Here is a 19,827-nt window from a genome sequence, read left to right as displayed (position 1 = left end):
ATCATATTATGCCCGCTCAAAAAGATCAGTGGTCAACGAAGCTTGGCTTTATTTTATCATCAGCAGGTGCAGCCATCGGCCTGGGAGCCATTTGGAAATTCCCTTATATGACAGGAATGAACGGTGGCGGTGCTTTTTTCTTATTATTTATCTTATTCACTATAATTATTGGACTACCTATATTACTTGCCGAATTCATTATCGGACGAGGTTCACAAAAGGAAGCAATCAGCGCCTATCAAACACTAGCACCTAAAAGCGGCTGGTCCATCATCGGGCGCTGGGGTGTAGTTGGTGCCTTTCTTCTCATGTCCTTTTATAGTGTGGTAGGTGGCTGGGTGTTAATTTACAGCGCCTTGTCCATTCCTGGCATGATCATTCAGGACAACACAGATTATTCCGAGCTATTCGCAACGATTACGGAAAATCCACTAATTGTAATTGTAGGCCTTGCATCCTTTTTAATTATTAACATAGCCGTCGTTTCGCTTGGGATAAAAAATGGGATTGAAAAGGCAAGTAAATTACTAATGCCCTTATTATTTATCTTCTTCATTATTATTGTGATACGTGCATTAACGTTTGAAGGAGCTATGGAAGGCGTAACGTTCTTCCTTCAACCTGACTTTTCCATGATCACAACAGAAGGTGTCTTGTATGCACTTGGACAATCCTTTTTCTCTTTAGCTGTTGGATTTTCGGTGATGGTCACCTATAGTTCTTACTTAAATAAGGATATAAGTCTTCCCATGTCTGCAGGGTCTGTTTCCATCATGAACATCATTGTCTCCTTCTTAGCAGGTCTAGCCATATTTCCGGTTGTCTTTTCATTCGGGCTTGAACCAGCAGAAGGACCCGGTTTATTGTTCATCGTTTTACCAGAAGCATTCGCCCAAATGCCATTTGGAGAACTCTTCCTGAGTCTGTTTTTATTATTATTTTTATTCGCTATTATGACATCGTCCTTTAGCATGCTGGAAATCATTACTTCTGCGTTCACAGAGGGGAAACAGCGGTCGCGCAGGAAAGTCGCAGTTATCGCTGGTTCAATTGTTTTCCTTGCAGGTATACCAGCAGCATTGTCATCAAATGTCTTAGCAGATTTTACGATTTTCGGTTTAACCGTGTTTGATGCAACTGACTACCTTGTAAGTAATATTCTACTACCAGGTGGCTGTTTATTAATTGCTTTATTCATTGGCTTTAAAATGGATAAGACGCTTATGATAAAAGAGTTCGCCTATAGCAATAAATTGTCAACCGGCCTTTATGAGGTATGGTTTCAAATTATGAGGTGGGTCGCCCCTATTACCATCATAATCGTTTTCCTAAGTACAATATTCGACATTTAAATCTAAAGTTAACTATAAAAAGGAGCGTTTTCGAATGGGCCAAAAAATAATAATTGTCGGAGGAGTTGGCGGTGGCGCAACCGTAGCAGCACAAATTAGGAGAAAAGATAAAGAATCGCAAATTATCATTTTTGATAAGGGGGATCATATCGCATTTTCAAATTGCGGTATGCCCTATTATATCGGAGAGGTTGTAAAGGAAAGAGACGATTTACTTGTACCTACCGACACGTTTATCGATAAATACGATGTTACGATTCGCACGAACTGTGAAGTCACTGGTATTAACCGCTCCACGAAACAAATTCACTATAAAAGTGATGCAGGTACGTATGAGGAAACCTATGATAAATTAATCTTATCACCAGGGGCATCTGCCTCTATTCCAACTGTAGAAGGAATGAAGGAATCATGTATGTTTCCCCTTCACACAATTCCGGATATGGATGACATATATTCCTACATTAAAAAAGAACAGCCAAAAACAGTTGCAATTGTAGGAGCAGGTTTTATCGGTTTAGAAATGGTTGAAAACTTACATGCCCTTGGATTAGATTGTACAATTATCGATCGATCAGACCAGGTCATGAAATTAGTGGATAAAAATATGGCTGCGATTGTTGAGGATCATCTAGAAGAAAAAGATGTTACGTTAATTTTGGATGATGGGATGGAAAGCTACTCCGATGATGGGAAGACGATCCACCTCAACAGTGGGGACACCGTACAGGCGGATATGACAATATTAGCAACAGGCGTTAAGCCAAATACGAGTCTTGCTTCTGATGCCTCTTTAAAGCTTGGAAGCACTGGTGCTATTGCTGTGAACGACTATATGCAGACAACCGATCCGAATATCTATGCACTTGGTGACGCGATTGAAACAAAAGGTCTAATTATAGAAGAACCCCGTCACGTTGCTCTAGCCTGGCCTGCACATAGACAAGCATTTATCATCGCTAGCCACCTTAATGGAGAAGCTATTGCTTATAAGGGGACAATGGGATCCGCTATTTTAAAAATATTTGATTTAACAGTTGGGGCAACAGGAAATAACAGTACTTCGTTGAAACAATCAGGATATACATTTAAAGAAGCCACCTTACAATCTTACTCGCACACTGGATATTATCCTGGATCTGATAAACTCTGGCTTAAAGTACTATTTGATGAGAATACAGGGCAACTGTACGGCGCGCATGTTGTTGGTTTTGACGGGGCCGATAAAAGGCTAGCTGTCCTAACAACCGCAATCAAGGCAAAGTTAACGGTAGCTGATCTCCCAGAATTGGAACTTGCCTACGCACCACCTTATTCCAGCGCAAAAGATCCTGTCAATATTCTCGGTTATAAAGCATCAAGCATGCTTGACTAATTAAATAGCCTGCGCGTTAAAATACAACAAATATAAAATCCCAGCTATGCGCACAAGCTGGGATTTCAATGTTTACAAGTCTTCATCTCGATAAATAAGCTGAAAATTATTTTCATCCAACAATTCTGCAACATGTACGCGTACGCCATGACCAAAGATTACTTCATCTTCTGTCATTGCAACAACCATTGCTTTCGTATCATTTCTAACATCAATATAGATATCACTAACAGCCGGTCTCAGTGCTGTATCTTTTTCTGACAAATAAGTAATGGACTCATCTTCAATTTGTTGTGCTTCAGGTACTAAATTTTTATCAAGATAAGCTATTTCCTGACTAGCATCTGTTTTCCCAGGAACCAGAACAACATATTCGCTATGTTTTACACCATTGTCTTTCGTAGTTACAACATTTCCATCTTCAACACTTTCTACTTTTTCAATTTCATTCAGCGAGTAATGATCTAGAAAATCAGGTGCTGGCTTCGTAATCAAAATATAATCACCAGATTCCGGCTTCTTATCTTTATCGATGGTATATCGCTTCCCATAAAAAATAAAGGTATCATTATTTTGTGGTCTATACAGTTCAATCTCGCTGGCTCTAGTTAAGACTTGCTGCATATCTTTCAAGCGATACAAGTGGATCGATTTTTTAAAAACAGGTTTTACAGAATAAACTTTGTGCAATTCATTTTTATAAAAAACAAATTGTCCTTTTCTTACTTGGTAAAGTTTCATAATAATACCTCCATTATACTTGTCTGTACTTATTATAACTGTATTTCTTAGAAAATGCTTACTTCCAAAAAAAGAAAGTCTGATTACAGTTTCCCTTATTCGTATGAAGACTAAACCTTAAAATAGATCAAAATGTAATGTTATTAGATTATTACTTCCTTTTTAGTCTATTAAAAATATGATTAATTATACCAAATAAGAGAGAAATAATATAGTAATCAGCGTACATTCGCCATGTGCATAAAAGGTAAATCTGTATCAACTTCACCTAAAACCCGCTTTGTTGAGATTCTTTCCCCCTCCAGCCATCTTGCAAAGTCAAAAATAACTGGCTTCCGGTCACCTCCCAGAGCGAACCAAGCTTTCTTTTCTTTTGGAAAGTATACAGATGTATGAATCGTTCCAGCCCAATTCTTATATTTATCGGAAAAAATGCCTTTATCGGAATCATTCATCATTCGAAAAGCTTGGTATCCATCCGTTGCCTGACTTTGTTGCTGTTGGATAGCATGCATCCTTTGATAAGAATCATCTAAATGATGGCGATTTTCTTCCCCCAATATTTCAAAGTGGTTTGTACATACATTTGACTGTCGCACTTCAACCCCTCTTGGAGTCGCCTCAATAACAAACGTTTCCCCACTTTCATCCAGCACCGTGTAACTGAAAGAATGACGATGTGGTATTTGCTTTAAAAGTGTAATTGCTTCTTCCACATTTGCACAATTTTCCAGAATGATTCTACCAATCATGTTACAGATAAACCCCGCACCTGGCTTCTTCCGGTGGATAAAATTATAGCCCATTGTAAGCCCATGCTCATTCATTCCATCCATACGCCCTGTAATTCGCTGAGCAGGCCCAATAACAGCATAGCCCTGATCACTTGGCTGAAAAATCGTATACCGTCCTTCATATGTTCTAGGATGAAAATCATAATTTCGAACCATATAATCAGAGGTTGTAAAAATAGAGCACCCGCTTTTTACATAATCCAGCCGATATCCACCGAATTCTTTCAATACTTCTTCCATCGATATCTTTAAACCATCCGAAAGACCGATTAACTCATCCCAAATTCCGGGTGCGATCGGTAAAATTGCCTCTTTCACCTCATCTTCACGAATGCTAAAACGCGGCTTTCTTATTTTCCATTGCCTTTGCCGATTCGTTAGCATAACAGAATCCTTTACTAATTCTCCCTGCCGATATCCGAACGCATAATGACTCCCACGAAATTGCATGATATCACTATATATCTGCTGCATGTATCCATCCCTCATTTTAATTTTCTATCTTTACTTTAACCGATCGCAACAGGGAATGAAATGGAAAATTTAATAAAATATCAAAAAAATTATATTTTCCTATTTGTCTTCTTTATTTTCAAGAATACCTTCGTCGCCCATAGAGCAATGAATGCGATTGCTATATCAATAAGAAATAAATAGGCTAAATTCATACCTTTGTGCATTTCCAATAAGCCTACCACATTAGAAATTCCACCATATCCAAAAGCAAATACAATCGATGTCATCACGGCATACAGATAGAAATTTTTCCCTTTATTGGTACAATATTGATACAGTAACATAAAAGTTACTGGAAATAAAACAGCTGTTACCGATATTCCAGTTGGAGTGAGGTGGCTGATACTATGTGGATGAACAAAATAATTTTGTGCAGTTAAAATAGTATCAATCATTAGCCAGAGGATATGTGCTGTATAACCATAAAAAGCAATTTCGAATAACCTATTTCTGTCTATTACAAAGTAAAGGAAAACCAATGGTAGCACGATACACGTAATAAGAAACCAAAAATACCATGTATCTAATCCCGAATAAGAATTCCAGAATTCAGTATATAGGCTATCTAGTTGCTCCCTTCGTTCATAAATTTCATTATACAATTGCCTTTTATTCATATATGACCCACCTAAATAAGTTATGATGATAGTTTTCATCTATATCCATAATCTTATTCAGGTTATGCAGTGAACTTTAGAAAATTTGCAATCTCTTACAAGCGTGTTATGCTTTGTTTTCCAATTCCTCGACTATTAGGGATAGTTCCTCCCAACGCTCCATCTTTATCTCTAATTCTTCTTCCACTTTCTGCTGCTCGGTGAATAAATCCTGAACTTTTTCTGAATCACTTCCAGCTTCTACAATGCCTGCTTGTATCTCTTCTATTTTTGCTTCCAAATCCATAATTTTATCTTCAATCTCATTCCATTCTTTTTGTTCCTTGTAGGAAAGCTTTTTCTTTTGTTTCGGTTTCTTCTCTACTTTTTCCTGCTTCGCGGGTTTCTCTTCATCTGGCTCTTTCTGCTCCAGGTAGTCACTATAATTTCCAAAGAAATGCTGGGTTTTACCATTACCTATAAAAACAAGTAAATGATCCACGACCCGGTCCAAAAAGTAACGATCGTGGGAAACGGTGATGACAACACCAGGAAATTGCTCCAAATACTCTTCAAGCACACTCAATGTTTGGGTATCCAAATCATTCGTTGGCTCATCTAAAAACAACACATTGGGTTCTGTCATTAAAACCTTTAATAAATAAAGACGCCGCTTCTCCCCGCCGGAAAGCCTGCGAATATAGGTCCACTGTTCAGGTCGGGAAAATAAAAACCGCTCCAGCATCTGTTCTGCAGTAATGACGGAACCATCTTTCGTATGGACAACTTCTGCAACTTCTTTTATATAGTCGATAACCCGTATATTTCCATCGAGTTCTTCGTCGCCTTGGGTATAGTAGCCAATTTTAACCGTTTCGCCTATTTCTACTTCTCCTTGATCAGGCTGAATCCGCTCAGCCATTATGTTTAATAATGTTGTTTTCCCTGTTCCATTTGGACCAATTATACCAATACGGTCTCTGGGTACGACCAGATGGTTAAACCCATCTAATAACTGTTTATTTTCAAATGACTTTTCAACATCTTTTAATTCAATAACTTTTTTGCCTAACCGTGTGGAGCCTACTTGGAAATCGACGTTTTGCTTTGTTGTATGAAACGTCTCTTCCTTCATCTCGGAAACACGATCAATTCTCGCCTTTTGTTTTGTTGACCGAGCTTTTGCTCCTCGTTTTAACCAGGCAATTTCACGTCGCAACGTGTTTTGATGCTTCTGTTCATTACTCGCTTCTAGTTCTTCACGCTCTGCCTTTTTCTCCAGGAAGACTTCGTAATTACCCTCATAAATATATAAGTTACCTTGATCCAATTCATAAATTCGATTGGTAACACGATTTAAAAAGTATCTGTCGTGCGTAACGAGTAATAGAGATCCTTTATATACTTGTAAATATTTCTCTAGCCATTCGACTGTTTCGTTATCCAAATGGTTGGTCGGCTCGTCTAATATTAGTAGATCAGCAGGTTGAATGAGCGCTTTTGCGATCGCCACTCGTTTCTTTTGCCCTCCGGAAAGCTCTGTAACCTTCTTTTCAAAATCCATGATTCCTAATTTTGTAAGTACCGTTTTAGCAGTCGTATTTGCCTCCCAGGCTTCATACTCATCCATCCTTTGTTGCATTTTAAGTAAGTGAGATTGCACCTCATCGTCATCTGGTTTTGATTGAAGACGGTACAAAGCCTGCTCATAGTCACGCATCACCTTCATAATTGCAGCTTCACCATGATAAATTTGTTCAATAACAGTTAAATTTTCATCTAGCTCAGGATCCTGTGCCAAATATTCAATGTGATAATCTTTGGCATGCTTGATCGTTCCTTTTTCAGGTGTATCTATTCCGGCAATCGTTTTTAAAAAAGTGGACTTTCCCGTACCATTTACACCGATTAGACCAATCCGTTCACGGTCGGAAATCGTACATGTAATATCACGAAATAGTACCTTTTCTCCATATGATTTATATAAATTTTCTATATTAAGCATTTACATACCTTCCTCACGCTTTAAGCTAGCAGCTATTGTGTGTCGCCCTTTTTATTACGAATATATGCTTTCAAAGTGATAACAATTAATAACAGTAGCCATGATGTAACAATGTAGAATATTGCTTTACTCACTTGATCCATTTCAGAAAAAAAGAATGCCATTCCTGTCCAAACAACAGCTGTAATGGCCAATTGTACGATTAATAGTTTGATTGCAATCTCCCCCGATTCTAAATAGCTTCCTTATAGGGGTGTTCAAAAGCTCGACTCTACATACTGATTCTGTAGGCTTTTAACACACATTACTAGTTTATCGTACTAACGGATAATTTTCCATTTAAAAAGTCGAGAGAGCAGAACCAACCTGCTTTCTCGACTTCCTTTTACTCTTCTATCACTTTTATGAGATTTGCCATCTCAATCGAAGAGACTGCTGCTTCTGCACCTTTATTTCCTGCTTTAGTACCTGCACGTTCCATTGCCTGTTCAATCGTTTCGGTTGTTAGCACTCCAAAGATTACTGGCTTGCCAGATTGAGTAGATGCATTTGAGACACCTTTAGCAGCTTCATTACAAACATAATCAAAGTGTGGTGTTGAGCCTCGAATCACAGTCCCTAATGTAATAACTGCATCGTATGCTGGATTGTTTGCCATTTTCTGTGCAATTAATGGAATTTCAAATGCACCAGGAACCCATGCAATATCAATATTATCCTCATCTACTCCATGTCTTTTCAGCGTGCCTGCTGCTCCTTCTAATAATTTACTCGTGATAAATTCATTAAACCTGCCGACTACAATTCCTATCTTTAAATCACTGCCAACTAAGTTTCCCTCAAGTGTTTTTCCCATGTGTATAGCTCCTTCTAGTTATGAAATGATAGTAAGTGTCCTAATTTTACATACTTTGTTTTCATGTAACTTTCATTTTCTTTCCGCGTATCTGTCTCTATTGGAACCCGTGATTCAACCTTTAGCCCAAATGATTCCAGTGCTTTCATTTTTTCAGGATTATTGGTTAAGATATTGATATTTTGCACGCCAAGATCTTTTAAAATTTGTGCGCCAAAATCATATTTACGCAGATCCGGTGCAAATCCGAGTTGTTCATTTGCTTCGACCGTATCAAATCCCTCATCCTGCAATTTGTATGCGCGTAGCTTATTGATCAGTCCGATGCCACGTCCTTCTTGGCGCATATATATCAGGATTCCTTGACCAGCTTCTTCAATTTCCGCGAGTGCTTGATGAAGTTGTGGTCCGCAATCACAACGATGTGATCCAAAGACATCACCTGTCAAACATTCAGAATGAATCCGCGTTAAGACAGCGTCACTTGTATCGATGTCCCCCTTCACTAACGCTATATGTTCTTTATCATCCAGATCATTTGAATAGCCGAATATTTTAAATGTCCCAAATTCACTTGGTAAAATGGTTTCAACTTCTCGTTTGATATGACTCGACTTGTTTTTACGGTAGTCAATCAGATCTTCGATGGTTATAAGTTTCAAGTCAAAGGCTTCGGCCATTTCCATTAGATCTGGTACCCTCGCCATCTCGCCATCATCTTTAATAATTTCACAAATGACGCTAGAAGGAAACGCTCCGCTCAATGAAGCTAAATCAACTGAGGCTTCTGTATGGCCAGGACGACTCAAAACACCGCCTTCCTTTGCGATTAATGGGAATACATGTCCTGGCTGCTTGAAGTCTGCCATATCCGCGTCAGCATCTAGTAAGGCTTGAATCGTCTTCGATCGTTCGCTTGCGCTAATACCAGTCGTTGTATCCTTATGGTCAATCGTTACAGTAAAGGCTGTACCTAATGGATCTGTAGCCTGATTAGTCATTAAAGATAATCCTAACTTTTCAGCTAAATCCGCTTTAATGGATGTACAAACTAACCCCTTTGCATGTGTAATCATGAAATTAATAATTTCTGGTGTAGCCATTTCAGACAAAGCTACTAAATCCCCTTCATTTTCTCTATCTTCACTATCAACAACAATTACTGGCTTTCCAGCTTTTAAGTCAAAAATTGCATCCTCAATTGTATGAAACATTAGCTTCCCTTCCTTCACATAAGTCGCGTAATCATATTGACTATTTATTAGCTATCATCTGTTGCACATATTTTGCGAGCATATCACACTCGATATTAACGATATCTCCGGTGCTTTTTTCACCAAGAATTGTTTCTGATACCGTGTGCGGGATAAGTGAAATGGTGAATATATCCTCCGCGACATTAAAAATAGTCAAGCTGATTCCATCTACTGACACGGATCCTTTATTCAATAAAAATGGATAAAGTTCTTTAGAAAGTTGAATATCATAATAAATCGCATTCTCTTGTCTTTCTTTACGAACAATTTCGCCCGTTCCATCGACATGGCCTGAAACAAAATGACCACCAAATCTGCCGTTCGCTGCCATCGATCGTTCCAAATTCACCTTGGAACCTGACTCTAGAGCATTTAACGAAGTGGATTTAATCGTCTCAGGCATCACATCAACGTGAAAACTTTCGGAATTAAAGTCAGTAACCGTTAAACAAATACCGTTTACTGAGATGCTGTCTCCGGTGTTTATATCTGAAAGAACTTTCTCTGAACCAATTACCATCTGTATTGCCTGGTCGGATACATGTTCCATGCTTTTCACGGTTCCCATTTCTTCAATTATTCCTGTAAACATCTTTCTCTTCCTTCCTTGTTTCAGCCCTGAATTTTATATCTTCACCTATCATTTCAACTTCTTTAATTTCTAATTCCAGCACATCCGAAATTTGCCTAATCCCCTCACCTGTAAAAGAAGTTGGTGCTAATTTGCCTCCAATTAATTTTGGCGCCATATACATAAGTAATTGGTTAATTTGTCCATTTTTTAAGAAGGAGCCATTAATCGCTGCACCGCCTTCTACAAATAAAGACGTGATTTCTCTCTCACCTAGCATTTCTAGTACGTTATTTATACGTATCTCTTCATCCTCCAGTTGGATCACGTCCACTTGAGGCTTTTTAAAAAAGGGTTCCATCTTGGTTTCTTCTACATGCTTACCAACAAAAATCCAAGTAGGTGCCTCATTATCGGTCACAACGTTAGCATCAAGTGGAGTTCGTAAGTTCGTATCCAAAATGATACGCACGGGATTTCCTCCACTATTTGGAATTCTTGCGGTCAAGCTTGGATTGTCTGTGAGGACTGTATTAATGCCTACTAGAATCGCGTCATGAGTACGACGGTAATGATGGACATCCAAACGTGCTTCCTCACCCGTTATCCATTTGCTCTCACCAGTTACAGTTGCCGTTTTCCCATCTAAGCTAATGGCAGATTTCACGGTCACAAATGGGGTTTTTGTTTTTGTATAATGGAAAAAAACGGCATTTAATTCTTCAGCATCTTTTTCCAATACACCGAGATCAACCTGCACATTAGCTTCTCGAAGCATGTTTATCCCTTGCCCTGCTACTTTTTCATTTGGATCGGTGACTGCAATGACCGCACGCTTTATTCCTTTATCAATAATAAGTTCCGCACACGGCGGGGTTCTTCCATGATGTGCACAAGGCTCGAGGGTGACATAGATTGTCGCACCGATTGCTTTATCTCCTGCCATTTGCAGTGCATGCACTTCCGCATGTGCTTCACCTGCTTCTAAATGTGCGCCCATCCCCACGATGACTCCATCTTTCACAACAACTGAACCAACGGGAGGATTCGGACTTGTTTGCGCTGAGGTCGCATGAGCTAATTCCAGCGCAATTTTCATATAATCTTCATCTTTCACGCTTATCCCTCCCTTTCTTTTTTAGCTAGCAAGGCTTCATTTTTCAAAAGAGACGTTAGTTCATATTCTTCTCATATAAACAAAAAACCCCTGAAATCGCTTCAGAGGCATAGGTTAGAATTTTATCACAGCAAGTAAGAGACGTATCCTAAAAAATGATACATTGGCAGAATCATACAACGATGCCATGCACCATTCATTCATTAGATGTGCTACTTGCTTGTCAAAAATTCCTTCTCCCATCCAGACTATAACTGTCGGTTCTGGCACTGCACCAGATCAACCGCTTGGTTTTATTAAAACCGCACGGGTCGCGGACTAAGAATACTACTTCATCACCGCCGATTGGGAATTTCACCCACCCCGAAGGAATATTACTATTTAAGTTTTCATTATTATACCACTTCCTTTTATAAGAATGCAATCATCTGATTTGGAAAACATATAGCAGGATAACCACAATTTTTGTCGAATAGGTTTAAAAGAGGGGACTTTTGACAGAGTGATGCTTGTTTAAAGTATATTAAGAATGTGAATGATTATAGTAATTGTTATCGATAAAGTAAATCTTCATTCAATGTGGGGTTAGTTGCCCGTTAAACTGTGATAAAAAGGAGGAAGGCTATAGATGACTCTCTCGAAAGGTAAATCCAATTGTATGATTGATGTGAAGGGCGTTAAGGTAGGACATGTAACTTTATATGAAAAAATGGACGAGGAAAACACAATTTGTACAGGCGTAACAGCCATACTCCCTCATCCAGATAATTTATTTAACAAAAAAACGCGTGCAGCAAAAACGGTGATTAATGGATATAGCAAAGCGGCTGGACTTGTACAAATTGAAGAGCTAGGGCTTTTGGAATCACCAATCATGTTGACGAACACCTTTAGTGTAGGTGCTGTCTGGCAGGGTGCACTGCAATATATGCTCGATCAAACAAAAGAAATTGGGGATACAACAAGTTCGATTAATATCGTTGTAGGGGAATGTAATGATAGTTACTTGAACTCGATTCGACACCAAGCTATTAAACCTGAACACGCTATCCAAGCAATTAAAGGTGCCTCGAGCGACCCTGTAGAAAAAGGCGCTGTTGGTGCTGGGAAAGGTATGGTTTGTTTTGGATATAAGGGTGGGATCGGCACAGCTTCTCGAGTCGTATCCACCAGTAATGAAAAATACACAGTAGGTTGCCTTGTGTTAACCAATTTCGGTAAACGGGAAGAGGCATTATTTGCGAATTGGGATAAAATGCAGTTAGACACTCCAGACGGATCGATTATAATGGTTATCGCAACAGATGTACCACTTTATGACCGTCAATTAAAGCGACTGGCAACGCGTTGTGCCGTGGGGTTAGCAAGAACTGGCAGCCATATCGCCAATGAGAGCGGAGACATTGCCATCGCTTTTACAACAGCCAATACTTACGATCATAATGCTGGTACATCGATTGAATCAATGACATTTCTTCGCGACGACCATACGATTATGAATCAACTGTTTCAGGCTGTTATCGAAACGACGGAAGAAGCGATTATAAGTTCGTTGAAAAGTGCTGAAACTACAGAAGGTCGAAAAGGACGACATTTAGAAAAAGCACCGCTATAGTATAGAGGAAAGGATTGATAGCTTTATTTATTGCCAGCAATCCTTTTCATTTTATTATACTGATCAGCTTCCGATATCACTTACCTTTTCACCGTCTGTTTCGATAAAGTTACGAAATGCTGTATCCGGATTCTTTGTTCCATTTATCTTCAAAAATCTATCATAATCGCCATGGTATAACATTTTTCCCTTATGTAAAAAGTTTATATGACAATTGATGTATTCCAATTCATGCAAAATATGTGTAGACATAATAACAAGCGTGTTTCTTTTCTGTACCAATTTTGACAGTGCTTCCATAATATATGTTCGAGCATCAGGGTCGATCCCAGCTGTTGGTTCATCAAAGATATACAGCTTTCTGTTGAGCTGCGAGATGGATCTAATGAGCAACCATCTTCTTTCACCAACTGACATATCACCTATTTTCCTATCCCATAATTGGTCAAGCATTTCTTTTTCCCTATCTGCTAAGTCCTGAACAAAGTGATCTTTTAATACTTTAAACGGTGAAGTTGAATCAGACTTTAAAATCAGTCTGACAACATCCCTCCCTTTTAAAACATTCGGCATAAATATCCCCTGTAATTGATAAACAATTTCACCTTCCTCAAAGGGGGGTGTAAACCCATTTACAGTATGAACACCGGTAATCACATCAAGCAATGTTGTCTTTCCCGCTCCATTTAAGCCCACGATCACATTAAGTTTATCTTGGTAAAATGCTGTCGTTATATCCTCTAATACTGGAGGTGAATGTCTTTTGTATGAAAAACGTAAAGAATCAATTTTCAAATTCATCTTCCTTTCTTAGATATAATATCTAGACGATAGTATGCCAACATCCCGATAAGGGAGTAGAGTATTAATGGAACCACCGAAATGATAAACATACTATTGCTATTTCCTAAGAAAAAATCATGTAAGACTGTAGCGCTATTTCCTATGACAACTGCCGGGTTAAACACTTGTATGTAATCGGTCATCAGTTGAAAGTCAGAATTAAAGCTGGTTAAATTAGCTAGCATTATAATAAACAATATCAAGACTTGTGCAACGGAATTAGATTCAAAAGGCAAAGTCGTAACAATCAACAGCAATAAGAATACTGGTATCGCCACTAGTACCGAAACAAAAGCTCCAGTAAGAAGAAGGGAACCTGTTGGCTGATTGAATACGAACCCACTTACCAATGTAAAAAATATAATGTTAACAAGTAGAAAGAAGCATTGTGATTCAATCCTCCCTAATAGGATAGGTGTTTTACTACCAGAGATATATTTATACGTTTTTAAATAATTATTATCTCGCATATCGAGAATCCCCACCCCAATCCCATTAGCCGCTGTCATTAAAATAATGAAACTCCAATAGAAAAACATCACATCTCTAAATTCGGAGTAGGTGAAAGAACTACCAATCCCCCATGTGTTAATAACAAGAAAGAAGCCTGGTATTACTAACGTCCATAGGTATGAAAACTTATTATAAAAAACTTCTTTATTAAATACTAGAAAGAATTCGTAGCTTTTTAAAATCTTGGCTAACATACATAACCTCCTCCACGGTTCACTGTTAATTTTTGGATTCATGACTTAAAACTTGGAATTTTAAGTTAATTTTGATTGAAAATAAAATCCCACCATCACGTCATGATACAAGTGAGATTCTATTCTTACCTAGCTATTTTGACGTTGATAAAAATGGCTTCGGAACATCTGCTTCAAACTTCATTATATCACCCGTAGTTGGGTGTGTAAAAGCCAATACTTTTACATTCTCTTTCCTTGCATCTTGAAGCGAAGTTAAGCCAAGTTACTCAACCTCCGTTACGTTCATTATACAGGGTTACGTAACGATAGATTCAATACTTTTTATGTTTTTTCTAAAATTTATTGCTTTGCTTTTCTAAATAACCTACTTCTCCACCGTAATACTCCCATTATTCGTAGTCAATTTAATCTGGTTATCACCATTCCCAATCACAGTATCCCAGTCCGAATCTCCGAAGATATTGATTTTCCCGTTATCCACCCGTACATCTAATACCGCATTTGTTGGTTCTTCGTCTGTCTGGATGGTAATACTCCCGTTGTCAGTATCAAAATCAATGGAGCGTTCCAGTCCCTCGGTTACAAGAGAGATTGCCCCGTTATTTGTCTTGCCGTTGATTTCTCCAGCGACATGATCTAGCTTTATTTTTCCATTGTTCGAATGCACGTTGACAGTTCCAGCTGTAATATCGGCCATTGCAATTTCCCCGTTATTTGTTGATGCATTAATATCTTCTATCGTTAATTGTTCTGCTTGAAAACTTCCATTATCTATATCGACAACTAACGATTCATATGATTTTTCAGGGAGATATACTGTGAGCGTCATCGCGCCTCCCCAAGAAAAAAACTGAAAGAGTTTCTCTCTCTGCTTCGTTGTTTCAATGGATAATGTGTTGCCATTTTCTTTCACCGACAATTCCGTTTTATCATCGTTTGCCTCGTTTCCTGTTAACTCTATTCTTGCTTGGGGTTCTTCTGTAGGCTTAATGATTACTTTCTCATTGTTCATCCGAATATCAATAGCTGTTATATTATCCGTATCCGCAGTTTTGGTTTCAGCAATAGCCGTCCGTTCATTAAAATTAAATGTAAAAATACTTCCAAGTCCACCAATGAGTAATAACAGCAAAGCAACAACAGCTACTTTTTTTACGTTACCCATGTTGCAAACCACCCTTCACAAGTTTTGCATTATAGTGCAAATAACGCACAAATCCTGTAGCAACAAAACGTGTTGCATACACCATTCCAATAGCAATCAATAGGCCCAGACCCGCGAGTGCGAGCGAGAAAAATAAGTCAAAGTATTGAAATGTGTCCGGATAAATGGCCAGATTAACTACAACCAGTAGTGGAGTAGCAATAAATGCAACTGCCAACACCCAGCCTGTAAGTAAGACCGAAACAAATGCAATAAATGGCCCAAGCACAATGACTAAATTGAAAAATCCTAATCCAATAACAGCCCACACGGCTCGCAGAATATTACCAGTTGTGGATACATCTTCCACTTTTTCTAAATAATAGGTAGCAAGTAATTCCTTTGCAATTTGATTGGGTGATCCCAGAGACTCAGCAATCTCTTCCTCGCTTTTTCCTTCTTCTTTCCCGATGGAAAAATGCTCCTGGAAATCTTGTAAAATATCCAGCCGTTCCCCTTCAGGAAGTTTTTTTAATGCCACATCTAGTTTTTTTACGAATTGCTCTTTATTCATCACGAACACCTTCCTTTATTAATTCAGTCACACCAATAGAAAATTGCTGCCATTCCTCGATAAGCTGATGAAGGTAACCTCTTCCCTTTTCAGTCAGCCTATAATATTTACGCGAAGGACCTTCTTTGGATTCCTGCAAGTATGTCGTGAAGTATTCTTCCTTTTTCAACCTTCTTAATAATGGATATACAGAGCCTTCGGATATAGCTATCCGGTCAGAAATTTTTTGTACAAGTTCATAGCCATATCGATCTTGTTTATCTAAAAGCGCAAGCACACATAGTTCTAAAACACCTTTTTTAAATTGTATGTTCAAGAATCAATTACACCTCTTTTCACCGTTCACTACTATATAATAAACAGTACCTTAATAAATACTATACATCTTACTACTGTTTTATGCAAGGTACTATATTAAAATTCATAAAAAATAACCCCTATAAACAGGGGCATTCAAATTATTTCAAGCTTTCGTGCTCGTTATTTCAATTTCTTTAGAGAGAGACGAATTAGTTATACAATACCAATAACATCATCACTTAGACTTCACCAAAAACGATTTCGGAACTTTCGCTTCAAATCGCAATAATTCACCCGTAGTTGGATGTGTAAAAGCCAATACTTTCGCGTGAAGGCCAAGACGTCTAATTATATTTTGTTTGGAGCCATACTTTTTATCACCGACAACTGGATTACCCAAATCCTGCATATGAACACGAATTTGATTTTTCCTACCTGTTTCTAACTGGACATCCAGTAAGGAGAAATCTTTATTGGAACGGATGACTTGATAATGCGTAATTGCATGCTGTCCATCATTTCTAGTTGGACTCGAATACATCAGATGGGTTTTGCTCTCCTTGATCCATGACGAAACATACCCTTTTTCCTTCGCTACTTCTCCTTCCACCAACGCAACATAGGTCCGTTCTTTTACATTTTCTTTCCATGCATCTTGAAGGGTGCGCTTCGCTTTCTCACTTTTAGCAAACATCATGACACCTGACGTATCTTTATCCAGACGGTGCACAACGAAAATTCGGTTCTGTGGATCTTCACGCCGAACATATTCCATTAATTGATGATGTGCGGTTTGCTTCTTTTCTTTTTCTGTAGCAATGGAAAGTAAGCCGGCTTCCTTATTAATGACAATAATGTCTTCATCCTCATGTAAAATGGACATACCAATTAACGCACTTTCCTTCACCGCTGCTTTATTTTTTAAAATAGTAACGGTTTGTCCGGCGCTTAGTGAATAATTATGTTTTGTTTCAATGTGATCATCAACCGTAACCTGACCTCTTGTGAGAATGGACTTCACTGAATTTCTACTACGATTGGACATGGACTCCAATAAAAAAGGCAATAATTCTGTTTCTTCCTTCACCGTATAAATAAGCGAATTTGCTTGCTTTTTATTTGTGGACTTGTGCTTCTTAGACATGTATGATCTCCTCTAATGTAAAAATAATACGTTATAGTGCGTGTTTCAAAAGGAACTAAAAAGGACAGTTTAAACATCAACTTCTTCTCTTTAATTTAACCGATTAGATGCGAATCTAATCCTCATCCTTCACATCGATATCTTCAGGAAGCGGTTCATTAAGATAATCTTGAATCATTTTCCTGTATTTTTCAACCTGTTCAAAATGTGTATCGAACTGATCCTTATTTATAAGGTACTGCTCGCCGTCATGGATGGCACGAATACGACCTTGTATGACAAACGCTCTAACTTTTGATTCTTCTATAGATAGGAATTCTGCAATCTCTTCTATTGTAAGGTACATCGAGCATGATTCCTTTCTTTGTAACTCAATTTACTCTATACTTTTCATTTTTTAAAATGCAGTATCTCTCTTTTTACCGAAAACGAACAGTGCCAGGCACTGTTCGCTAATCTTTACTACTCCACCACGTCTTGATACGCTGGCGTTTTTTTAATTTTATCCTTAGCATACGGACATAGAGGCATAACTTTTTTTCCTTTTTCCCGTGCAAACAACACTACTTTTTCTACTAAATCCCCAGCAATTCCTTGTCCACGAAGCTCGTCCGATACATAAGTATGATCAATAATAAGCCTGTTATCACCATTCTGTACAAATGTAATTTCTGCCATTGGATCCTTTATACTATCGCCTACGTAAAATTTATTTTCCCCTTTATTAATAGTAGCCATCTGGAAACCTCCATTGAAAAAATTTTAGGAATTATCACCTGTATACGGTTAACACAACATAAAGTAAGTATTGGATAACATATTGCCAAAATAAACTCACTATTTACTTTAGGACTTATTGTACCATGGAATTACATTACAATCTATCATCTAGCAATAACTAACGCGGTTCATCTCTAACCATAAGCAAGAGGACATTCACCAGGTCTTCCTAACTATACCGATCATAAGTCAACTTTCCCTGTACTATATGTCATCGTAGCTCCATATTTTATTCCATTATTTTCTAATTCAAGACGAATAAGATAATAATCAGTTACTCTACACGACCTAATGCGCGCATAAGCATATTTCATTCCGTGGGGGTTCTACGACGTACAAACGGTTTCGGTTGGGCGAGCCGCGCAGTCTAAGACGTGCCGTATGTAGTCGACCCGCCCGTTAAACGGCCATAAAAAATCAGAATCTCTACACAGAGAAATCCTGATTTGCTCCTATTTTCACACAAGTAACGAAGCGATAATCATTACTAGGAAAAAGGCGATTAAATATACTAGTGAATAAATGAAAATTTGTTGCGCCCATTTCAATTCATTATTCGTGTAAAAACCTCTTATAGCCAAGTATAAGAAACCAACATTGAGCAATGTAGCAATTACGATGAATATTGACCCAAACATTGACAGGAAAAAAGGTAATGGGAATAAACAAGCAATATATACAAGAATTTGTCGTTTGGTAAATGCAATTCCATGTACAACTGGAAGCATGGGAACGCCTGCAGCTTTATATTCATCATGCCTTTTTATGGCTATTGCAAATGTGTGTGGTATTTGCCAAATGAACAACATCATAAATAACACAATTGGCACTATATGAAAAGCAGGTTCGATAGCCGCCCAACCTATTAAAGGTGTAAATGCGCCTGATAAACTACCAATGACCGTATTAAGTGTATACCTTCTTTTCGACCATACCGTGTACAGTACAACATATACAAACCATCCAAGGAAAGCATAAACAGCCGCTTCTATCGTGGTGAATAGCATCAAGATTAAACCAAGTACTGTCAAAGCTACTGCCGTTCTAAATACCGCTTGAAGTGAAAAATTACCTGTCACAGTCGGCCGTGATTTCGTCCGTAGCATTTCCTTATCAAGATCAACTTCATACCAATTATTAAACAGCAATGCACCAGCCACAATGAGCGTACTTCCTATCATCGTTAACAAAAATAAGCCCAAATGCTCTGTAAAAGAAGAGCCAGTAATATAAATGGCTAACCAGAAAGCAGTAAAGACAGGCAGTATATTAGCTATTAGAACTTTCAATTTTAAAATTGATTTCAAATCACTGATTATGTTATTCGTTGTTACCATCTTCTCTGAAGACGTCATCTCGTTGTTCATCTCTATCCCCCTCTGATTACTGCATATCCAAATTTTTTAAAATTCTATTTCACCTTTCTTACCAAATAAAAAAGGGAGTATATAATGAATATTACTGTAAAATTGTATCCTAATTATATCATGGAATTTAAAAAAATTCTTTCTTAGCAGATGCACAAAGAATAAAGATTC

Annotated in this window: 20 protein-coding genes and 1 riboswitch; of the genes, 3 read left to right on the top strand and 17 right to left on the bottom strand. The window is 38.1% G+C overall.

Annotated features, from left to right (window positions below; translation table 11 throughout):
- Window positions 1-8: 8 nt before the first annotated feature.
- Window positions 9-1,352: a sodium-dependent transporter gene (locus tag OLD84_RS05395; protein ID WP_209463752.1), complete on the top strand. Its 1,344-nt coding sequence runs from the start codon at window positions 9-11 to the stop codon at window positions 1,350-1,352.
- A 34-nt stretch (window positions 1,353-1,386) separates the two neighbouring features.
- Entirely contained in the window at window positions 1,387-2,727 is a 1,341-nt protein-coding gene (locus OLD84_RS05390; protein WP_209463753.1) for a CoA-disulfide reductase, read from the top strand.
- A gap of 72 nt (window positions 2,728-2,799) precedes the next feature.
- On the opposite strand, the gene OLD84_RS05385 is transcribed toward OLD84_RS05390, so the two are convergent.
- The 8 genes from OLD84_RS05385 to ribD all read right to left on the bottom strand — a co-directional run bounded on the left by OLD84_RS05385 (window position 2,800) and on the right by ribD (window position 11,179).
- Window positions 2,800-3,468: a hypothetical protein gene (locus OLD84_RS05385; protein ID WP_209463754.1), complete on the bottom strand. Its 669-nt coding sequence runs from the start codon at window positions 3,466-3,468 to the stop codon at window positions 2,800-2,802.
- A gap of 218 nt (window positions 3,469-3,686) precedes the next feature.
- Window positions 3,687-4,736, bottom strand: a complete 1,050-nt coding sequence (locus tag OLD84_RS05380) for a C45 family autoproteolytic acyltransferase/hydrolase (RefSeq protein WP_209463755.1) — start codon at window positions 4,734-4,736, stop codon at window positions 3,687-3,689.
- An 89-nt stretch (window positions 4,737-4,825) separates the two neighbouring features.
- Window positions 4,826-5,395: a hypothetical protein gene (locus tag OLD84_RS05375; protein WP_209463756.1), complete on the bottom strand. Its 570-nt coding sequence runs from the start codon at window positions 5,393-5,395 to the stop codon at window positions 4,826-4,828.
- A gap of 106 nt (window positions 5,396-5,501) precedes the next feature.
- Window positions 5,502-7,379, bottom strand: coding sequence for an ABC-F family ATP-binding cassette domain-containing protein (locus tag OLD84_RS05370; protein WP_209463757.1), 1,878 nt, complete (start codon window positions 7,377-7,379; stop codon window positions 5,502-5,504).
- 385 nt (window positions 7,380-7,764) lie between these two features.
- Entirely contained in the window at window positions 7,765-8,235 is a 471-nt protein-coding gene (gene ribH / locus OLD84_RS05365) for a 6,7-dimethyl-8-ribityllumazine synthase (protein WP_209463758.1), read from the bottom strand.
- A gap of 14 nt (window positions 8,236-8,249) precedes the next feature.
- Window positions 8,250-9,449 carry a bifunctional 3,4-dihydroxy-2-butanone-4-phosphate synthase/GTP cyclohydrolase II gene (locus OLD84_RS05360; protein ID WP_209463759.1) on the bottom strand — a complete coding sequence of 400 codons (1,200 nt, stop codon included), beginning with the start codon at window positions 9,447-9,449 and terminating at the stop codon, window positions 8,250-8,252.
- Window positions 9,450-9,489: 40 nt separating this feature from the next.
- Window positions 9,490-10,083 carry a riboflavin synthase gene (gene ribE, locus OLD84_RS05355; RefSeq protein ID WP_209463760.1) on the bottom strand — a complete coding sequence of 198 codons (594 nt, stop codon included), beginning with the start codon at window positions 10,081-10,083 and terminating at the stop codon, window positions 9,490-9,492.
- On the bottom strand, window positions 10,064-11,179 hold the full coding sequence (gene ribD, locus OLD84_RS05350) for a bifunctional diaminohydroxyphosphoribosylaminopyrimidine deaminase/5-amino-6-(5-phosphoribosylamino)uracil reductase RibD (RefSeq protein ID WP_209463761.1): 1,116 nt from the start codon (window positions 11,177-11,179) through the stop codon (window positions 10,064-10,066). Before ribD ends, ribE begins: the two co-directional genes overlap by 20 nt.
- A gap of 227 nt (window positions 11,180-11,406) precedes the next feature.
- Window positions 11,407-11,554, bottom strand: a riboswitch (FMN riboswitch).
- Window positions 11,555-11,807: 253 nt separating this feature from the next.
- Between ribD and OLD84_RS05345 the strand changes: the two genes are divergently transcribed.
- Window positions 11,808-12,794: a DmpA family aminopeptidase gene (locus OLD84_RS05345; protein WP_209463762.1), complete on the top strand. Its 987-nt coding sequence runs from the start codon at window positions 11,808-11,810 to the stop codon at window positions 12,792-12,794.
- Between the two features lie 63 nt (window positions 12,795-12,857).
- Here OLD84_RS05345 and OLD84_RS05340 read toward each other — a convergent pair whose 3' ends face one another.
- From OLD84_RS05340 to cyoE, 9 genes are all read right to left on the bottom strand, one after another.
- Complete coding sequence (locus OLD84_RS05340; RefSeq protein WP_245301621.1) at window positions 12,858-13,589, bottom strand: ATP-binding cassette domain-containing protein; 732 nt, start codon at window positions 13,587-13,589, stop codon at window positions 12,858-12,860.
- A 2-nt stretch (window positions 13,590-13,591) separates the two neighbouring features.
- Window positions 13,592-14,344, bottom strand: coding sequence for a hypothetical protein (locus tag OLD84_RS05335; protein WP_209463764.1), 753 nt, complete (start codon window positions 14,342-14,344; stop codon window positions 13,592-13,594).
- 367 nt (window positions 14,345-14,711) lie between these two features.
- The gene (locus OLD84_RS05330) at window positions 14,712-15,512 is read right to left on the bottom strand and encodes a DUF4097 family beta strand repeat-containing protein (RefSeq protein WP_209463765.1); all 801 of its coding nucleotides are present in this window, start codon (window positions 15,510-15,512) and stop codon (window positions 14,712-14,714) included.
- Window positions 15,505-16,065, bottom strand: coding sequence for a DUF1700 domain-containing protein (locus tag OLD84_RS05325; protein ID WP_209463766.1), 561 nt, complete (start codon window positions 16,063-16,065; stop codon window positions 15,505-15,507). The genes OLD84_RS05330 and OLD84_RS05325 overlap by 8 nt, the downstream gene beginning before the upstream one ends.
- Window positions 16,058-16,381, bottom strand: coding sequence for a PadR family transcriptional regulator (locus OLD84_RS05320; protein WP_209463767.1), 324 nt, complete (start codon window positions 16,379-16,381; stop codon window positions 16,058-16,060). Before OLD84_RS05320 ends, OLD84_RS05325 begins: the two co-directional genes overlap by 8 nt.
- 219 nt (window positions 16,382-16,600) lie before the next feature.
- Entirely contained in the window at window positions 16,601-17,509 is a 909-nt protein-coding gene (locus tag OLD84_RS05315; RefSeq protein ID WP_209463768.1) for an RluA family pseudouridine synthase, read from the bottom strand.
- Window positions 17,510-17,624: 115 nt separating this feature from the next.
- Window positions 17,625-17,855, bottom strand: a complete 231-nt coding sequence (locus tag OLD84_RS05310) for an excisionase family DNA-binding protein (RefSeq protein ID WP_209463769.1) — start codon at window positions 17,853-17,855, stop codon at window positions 17,625-17,627.
- 116 nt (window positions 17,856-17,971) lie between these two features.
- Complete coding sequence (locus OLD84_RS05305; RefSeq protein ID WP_209463770.1) at window positions 17,972-18,247, bottom strand: GNAT family N-acetyltransferase; 276 nt, start codon at window positions 18,245-18,247, stop codon at window positions 17,972-17,974.
- Window positions 18,248-18,747: 500 nt separating this feature from the next.
- Window positions 18,748-19,656, bottom strand: a complete 909-nt coding sequence (gene cyoE, locus OLD84_RS05300) for a heme o synthase (RefSeq protein WP_209463771.1) — start codon at window positions 19,654-19,656, stop codon at window positions 18,748-18,750.
- Window positions 19,657-19,827 lie beyond the last annotated feature (171 nt).

It is taken from the genome of Virgibacillus natechei, assembly GCF_026013645.1.
Classification (GTDB): Bacteria; Bacillota; Bacilli; order Bacillales; family Amphibacillaceae; genus Virgibacillus_L; species Virgibacillus_L natechei.
This window is presented reverse-complemented; position numbering and strand designations above follow the sequence as displayed.

Coding starts and splice junctions, on each gene's coding strand:
- OLD84_RS05395 (WP_209463752.1), top strand. CDS start 9: ATGCCCGCTCAAAAAGATCAGTGGTCAACGAAGCTTGGCTTTATTTTA.
- OLD84_RS05390 (WP_209463753.1), top strand. CDS start 1,387: ATGGGCCAAAAAATAATAATTGTCGGAGGAGTTGGCGGTGGCGCAACC.
- OLD84_RS05385 (WP_209463754.1), bottom strand. CDS start 3,468: ATGAAACTTTACCAAGTAAGAAAAGGACAATTTGTTTTTTATAAAAAT.
- OLD84_RS05380 (WP_209463755.1), bottom strand. CDS start 4,736: ATGCAGCAGATATATAGTGATATCATGCAATTTCGTGGGAGTCATTAT.
- OLD84_RS05375 (WP_209463756.1), bottom strand. CDS start 5,395: ATGAATAAAAGGCAATTGTATAATGAAATTTATGAACGAAGGGAGCAA.
- OLD84_RS05370 (WP_209463757.1), bottom strand. CDS start 7,379: ATGCTTAATATAGAAAATTTATATAAATCATATGGAGAAAAGGTACTA.
- ribH (WP_209463758.1), bottom strand. CDS start 8,235: ATGGGAAAAACACTTGAGGGAAACTTAGTTGGCAGTGATTTAAAGATA.
- OLD84_RS05360 (WP_209463759.1), bottom strand. CDS start 9,449: ATGTTTCATACAATTGAGGATGCAATTTTTGACTTAAAAGCTGGAAAG.
- ribE (WP_209463760.1), bottom strand. CDS start 10,083: ATGTTTACAGGAATAATTGAAGAAATGGGAACCGTGAAAAGCATGGAA.
- OLD84_RS05345 (WP_209463762.1), top strand. CDS start 11,808: ATGACTCTCTCGAAAGGTAAATCCAATTGTATGATTGATGTGAAGGGC.
- OLD84_RS05335 (WP_209463764.1), bottom strand. CDS start 14,344: ATGTTAGCCAAGATTTTAAAAAGCTACGAATTCTTTCTAGTATTTAAT.
- OLD84_RS05330 (WP_209463765.1), bottom strand. CDS start 15,512: ATGGGTAACGTAAAAAAAGTAGCTGTTGTTGCTTTGCTGTTATTACTC.
- OLD84_RS05325 (WP_209463766.1), bottom strand. CDS start 16,065: ATGAATAAAGAGCAATTCGTAAAAAAACTAGATGTGGCATTAAAAAAA.
- OLD84_RS05315 (WP_209463768.1), bottom strand. CDS start 17,509: ATGTCTAAGAAGCACAAGTCCACAAATAAAAAGCAAGCAAATTCGCTT.
- OLD84_RS05310 (WP_209463769.1), bottom strand. CDS start 17,855: ATGTACCTTACAATAGAAGAGATTGCAGAATTCCTATCTATAGAAGAA.
- OLD84_RS05305 (WP_209463770.1), bottom strand. CDS start 18,247: ATGGCTACTATTAATAAAGGGGAAAATAAATTTTACGTAGGCGATAGT.
- cyoE (WP_209463771.1), bottom strand. CDS start 19,656: ATGAACAACGAGATGACGTCTTCAGAGAAGATGGTAACAACGAATAAC.